Below are 4,685 nucleotides of genomic sequence, written 5' to 3'. Positions count from 1 at the left end.
GTCATTTGTCCTGTGTCATTAGTTGTTTGGCGGCGTTCGCTTTAAACTAATGACTGATGACTGATGACGGCAGGACTGATGACTAATGATTAATTAGTTAACGATCGCCAGAATATCTTTTTCGGCTAGCAAGACGTATTCGTCGGTGCCGAGTTTGATGTCGGTGCCGGCGTACTTCGAGTAGAGAACTTTGTCGCCGACTTTGACTTCCATTTCAACGCGAGCGCCGTCGTCGTTGCGCTTACCGGGGCCTACGGCTGCGACTTCGCCTACTTGGGGCTTTTCCTTAGCTGTGTCGGGTAGAAGGATGCCGCCGGCGGTTTTTTCTTCGCTAGCGCTTACTTTCACGAACACGCGCTCGCCTAACGGTTTAACGGTAGAAACACTCAGTGATACTGCTGCCATAAATAAATCTCCAGATTACAGTTCTTAGTCATTGGGCCGTCAGTGGTCGCTCTGAAAGCAACAGCCGACTGCTGATAACTGACATATTAGCACTCTCGACTCCTGAGTGCTAATTTAGCTTTCTTCAGGGGCGATCGCAACTTACGTGTCTGTACGGGTTCCCGAACCGAGGATGAGTGGGAGTGGAGTCGAGAGTGGGGGAAAGTCGGGAAGTGGGGAGTTTGTGGTGATGAGTTTCGATCGCTAACCTATTACTGTTGACGAATGAATAAAATGTCGGAAAATAACAACGATGAATCTTGCAGCCAAGGCTTGAGCGCTTGCGTCCAAAGCCTGGGAATCGATCGAATCGAGCGGCATATTTTTATTTGTGCCGACCAAACCGTACCCAAGTGTTGCGATCGAGAAAGCAGTCTGGTGGCTTGGAATTACTTAAAAAAACGCTTGCAAGAATTGGGGTTGGACAAGCCAAAAGCCGATCGGCAAACCTGCATTTTTCGGACTAAAGCTAACTGCCTGCGAGTGTGCGCGTCTGGGCCGATTATGGTAGTCTATCCAGACGGAGTGTGGTACCGCGATGTTACGCCCCCCGTCATCGAGAGAATTATTCAAGAACATCTGATCGGCTCAAGGGTGGTTGAAGAATACGCTTTTTTAACTCATCCTTTGCCGGAGCCGGCTGAGGCGAAAGCAGATCTTTAACTGTAGCGCTGTGAAAAGGTACAGCATGATAATTGACACTCCCCACCGATGAATCCGGGGGATTCTTCTCTCAGCGAGCCAACTTACCTCCGCAGGCTGGCGCCAACGAAGATAGAGGTTGATTCTCTCTTATGCGTTGCTTGCGTCGAGCGCAAAGGTTCCTGTGTGCCCCACAGTACCCAATCCTGACTTGAGGATATTTATGCCAGCGTTGTGGTCGCGATCTAATCTACATCCACATTGACAAACGTGAGTTCTCGCAGACAAAGATTTCTTAACCACAACACCACATAAGGAGCATTCTTGCGACGTATAGGCAGGATTGACCGCAATCGCGATCCGTCCGAATACCCGCCCAAAATACTCTAACCAAATGCGAAATTGATACCAGCCCGCGTCACTAATGGACTTAGCCAGACAATGATTCTTAACCATGTTCTTAATCCGCAAATTTTCCGAGACGACTACATCGTTAGATGTGATTGCGCACCGCGCCAATTTGATGGCATGGTCTTTACGTTGTCTACTTATTTTGAGGTGAACTCGTCCTAATTTAACTCTAGCCTTATGTCTATTCATCGAGCCTTTTACTTTCCGAGAAACGAGGCGCTGCGCCCGTTTCATCTTTCGCGCACCTGTTCGATAGAACTGAGGATTTTCAACTTTGTTACCCTGAGAATCGGTGTAAAAGCTTTCTAGTCCGACATCTAAGCCAATAGTTTGATGAGTTGGTTCTCTGACTTCCTGACGTTCCACTGAAATGCAAAACTGAACGTAGTAACCGTCCGCTCTTTTTACCAATCTAACCCTTTTGATTTGGGAAGAGTTGGTAGAAGTTCAGATCGCGAGTACCTTTCAACTTCAGCTTGCCTATCCCCTTTTTATCGGTGAAGACAATTGACTTTCGATCGAGAGCTAGTTTCCATCCCGACACTTTATATTCAACCGAGCGATTATCTTTCTGGAATTGGGGAAAACCTTTTTTACCAGCAATCTTACTCTTGCAGTTGTCATAGAATCGGGAAATTGCCGACCAAGCGCGTTCGGTTGCTGCTTGACGGGCTGTTGAGTTTAGTTCCGAAGCAAAAGGAAATTCCTTCGCTAGTATCGCGCTTTGCTTGTTCAGGTCGTACTTATTGCTCTTCGGATTGTGCATTCATTCTTCGGATGCACTTGTTCCGAATGAACTGCACAGTACGAATCGCGTCATCAATAGCTGCGAACTGCTCGGGTTTTCCGTAGGTTTTGAACTCAAAAACTAGCATTGGAACTTGATGTCTTACGCTGACCATTATAGCGCAAAAACAATGAATCGACAAGGAAAATCAAAAGATTGTAGGTGGAAGACAGCCTTACTCCGAGTTCATCCCTGTGATGCAAGCCAGGGGCTTTGCTCTCGTTTTCCGGTAAAGTAGAGAGCGCGATCGCGTTGGACGATCGCACCTGTGGCTCGAACAACTGTAGTTTCCCCTGTGTCTTTGGTAGTCCTGCTTGTCGCTTGAGTTTTTGAGGGGGGTGTATCGAAGCAGTTCGATCGCGCTTGGGGCGAAAGTTGGCCCAAAAGTTTCTCAGTAGCGGACATCAGGCAGTTTGCCAAACTACACTAGAAATAGTTAAATACGTAAGTAGGGAGTCTTTAAATTTCTCTATATTCAGAAGTATCATTTAAAACCGGAGCATCAACCTGCAATTGAACCGATCGAGATTAAATATTTAACTTGGGATCTCTAGCGGGAGTCTCCCATCCATCAAGACCGATCGTGACGACGGGCGATCGTCCATTACAGGTTTTGGCTCCGTTCCAGGTCGCAAGACATTCACAAACGGGCGTCGATCACTGGTTGGAAAGCGGTAATACCCGCCCCGCTTTCCCCTCACCGCCATCCATTCACCCCACCGCCGTCCTCCACCCCCAGCCGGGGCGATAGGGGACTGACGACAAAAACAGGAGTGAAAACAAGGAATCGAGCGGAATACTTTAGCGGGAAGAAACATGAAGGACAATAATTCAGGAGAGCAAAAACGGCTGATGCTGGTTGACGACGACCCGAACTTGATCTTGCTAGTCAAGGATTACTTAGAGTTTCGGGGTTACAACGTCATCACAGCAGAAAACGGCAGACACGCTCTAGAAAAACTCGAACAAGAAGTCCCAGATTTAATCATCTGCGATGTGATGATGCCGGAAATGGACGGGTACACTTTAGTCAAACACATCAGAGAAGACCCGCGCACAAGCTGGATTCCGGTTCTTTTCTTGTCGGCCAAAGGTCAAAGTTCCGATCGAGTAAAAGGCTTGAGCACGGGGGCTGACGTTTATATAGTCAAGCCTTTTGAACCGGAAGAACTGGTAGCCCAAGTAGAATCTTCCCTGAAAGCAGCATCCCGCTTGATTCGACACTCCAATCCAGGTATTGAGAGCGGCCCCAAAATTAAGGCGCGCCGCAATGTCGAATTGACTCCCACTGAGTTAAAGGTGGTACAGTTGCTAGCGCAGGGTATGGCAAACCGCCAGATCGCAGACGTGATGAATGTCAGCCAGCGGACTATAGAGAGCCACGTCAGCAATATGCTGGGCAAAACAGGTCTGCACAACCGGACAGAGTTAGCTCGCTGGGCCCTTGAAAGCAAAAAGGCCTGAGTCCGGGGCCAATCTGCTATGAAATCAGGGGAGCACTCTTGTACTACAATGCGCTGGGCGTAGGCCTGCTTGGCGGTACGGCGGTTGGCGTGGTAGTTTGAAGCCCCATTAACCTTGACACCGCCGAAGCATTGAGTTAGGGGGCGTCTAGTTTTTGAGGATTGGTCGATCGAATGCCAGCAGCCCTAAAAGAGCCCTCTGGCGGTAGAGCCGAAAATATGAAATACTGGGGGCATGGAGTTTTCTGAAGTTTAATCTATTGCCTCAGTTAGCTCTATATTGCTAAAATGTGATATTTAGATTAACTTCTTTCTACAATTATTAGGTCTAAGTTCTATGACAAACTTAATGAACCGCCTTTCTATTTTTGTGGACGGGAACAATATGTTCTACGCTCAACAAAAGAACGGCTGGTTTTTTGATCCACGCAGGGTGCTCGAATATTTCAAAACTTCGCAGCCGAATGTCATCTTGATCAATGCTTTCTGGTATACGGGTTTGAAAGACCCCCAAGATCAAAGGGGATTTCGAGATGCTTTGATCAGTCTGGGTTACACGGTGCGCACGAAGATTCTTAAGGAATATTACGACGATGCTTCGGGCCGATATTCTCAAAAGGCTAATTTAGACATCGAGATTGTGGTTGATATGTTTAATACGGTGGATCAGTACGACCAAGTTGTGCTATTTAGCGGAGATGGGGATTTTGAGCGGGCGATCGAGCTACTGCGATCGAAAAATACTCATATTACTGTGGTATCCACCGAAGGAATGATTGCTAGAGAGTTACGAAATGCTACTGATAGGTATATCGACCTAAATGAAATTCGGGAACATATCGAGAAGATGGATTATTAGTCCAGCAGTCAGCAGTCAGCAGTCAGCAGTCAGCAGTCAGCAGTCAGCAGTCAGCAGTCAGCAGTCAGCAGTCAGCAGT

5 protein-coding genes and 1 pseudogene are annotated in these 4,685 nt (G+C 47.6%); 3 read left to right on the top strand and 3 right to left on the bottom strand.

What is annotated here, in order from left to right:
• Positions 1-93: 93 nt before the first annotated feature.
• Positions 94-405 (bottom strand): co-chaperone GroES, encoded by a 312-nt coding sequence (gene groES, locus QUB64_RS24140; RefSeq protein WP_333275914.1) that lies wholly within the window; start codon positions 403-405, stop codon positions 94-96.
• A 273-nt stretch (positions 406-678) separates the two neighbouring features.
• Here groES and QUB64_RS24135 point away from each other — a divergent pair, with 273 nt between their 5' ends.
• Positions 679-1,107 carry a (2Fe-2S) ferredoxin domain-containing protein gene (locus QUB64_RS24135; RefSeq protein ID WP_333275916.1) on the top strand — a complete coding sequence of 143 codons (429 nt, stop codon included), beginning with the start codon at positions 679-681 and terminating at the stop codon, positions 1,105-1,107.
• Between the two features lie 83 nt (positions 1,108-1,190).
• On the opposite strand, the pseudogene QUB64_RS24130 reads toward QUB64_RS24135, so the two are convergent.
• A pseudogene (locus tag QUB64_RS24130) lies at positions 1,191-2,372 on the bottom strand (RNA-guided endonuclease InsQ/TnpB family protein).
• A 98-nt stretch (positions 2,373-2,470) separates the two neighbouring features.
• Positions 2,471-2,689: a hypothetical protein gene (locus QUB64_RS24125; protein WP_333275918.1), complete on the bottom strand. Its 219-nt coding sequence runs from the start codon at positions 2,687-2,689 to the stop codon at positions 2,471-2,473.
• Positions 2,690-3,100: 411 nt separating this feature from the next.
• Here QUB64_RS24125 and QUB64_RS24120 point away from each other — a divergent pair, with 411 nt between their 5' ends.
• Positions 3,101-3,748: a response regulator transcription factor gene (locus QUB64_RS24120; RefSeq protein WP_293125294.1), complete on the top strand. Its 648-nt coding sequence runs from the start codon at positions 3,101-3,103 to the stop codon at positions 3,746-3,748.
• Positions 3,749-4,084: 336 nt separating this feature from the next.
• A complete protein-coding gene (locus tag QUB64_RS24115) occupies positions 4,085-4,606 on the top strand; it encodes a LabA-like NYN domain-containing protein (RefSeq protein WP_006633075.1) in 522 nt (173 codons plus the stop codon).
• Positions 4,607-4,685: the final 79 nt, after the last annotated feature.

The sequence above is a fragment of the Microcoleus sp. Aus8_D2 genome (assembly GCF_036702665.1).
Classification (GTDB): domain Bacteria; phylum Cyanobacteriota; class Cyanobacteriia; order Cyanobacteriales; family Microcoleaceae; genus Microcoleus.
This window is presented reverse-complemented; position numbering and strand designations above follow the sequence as displayed.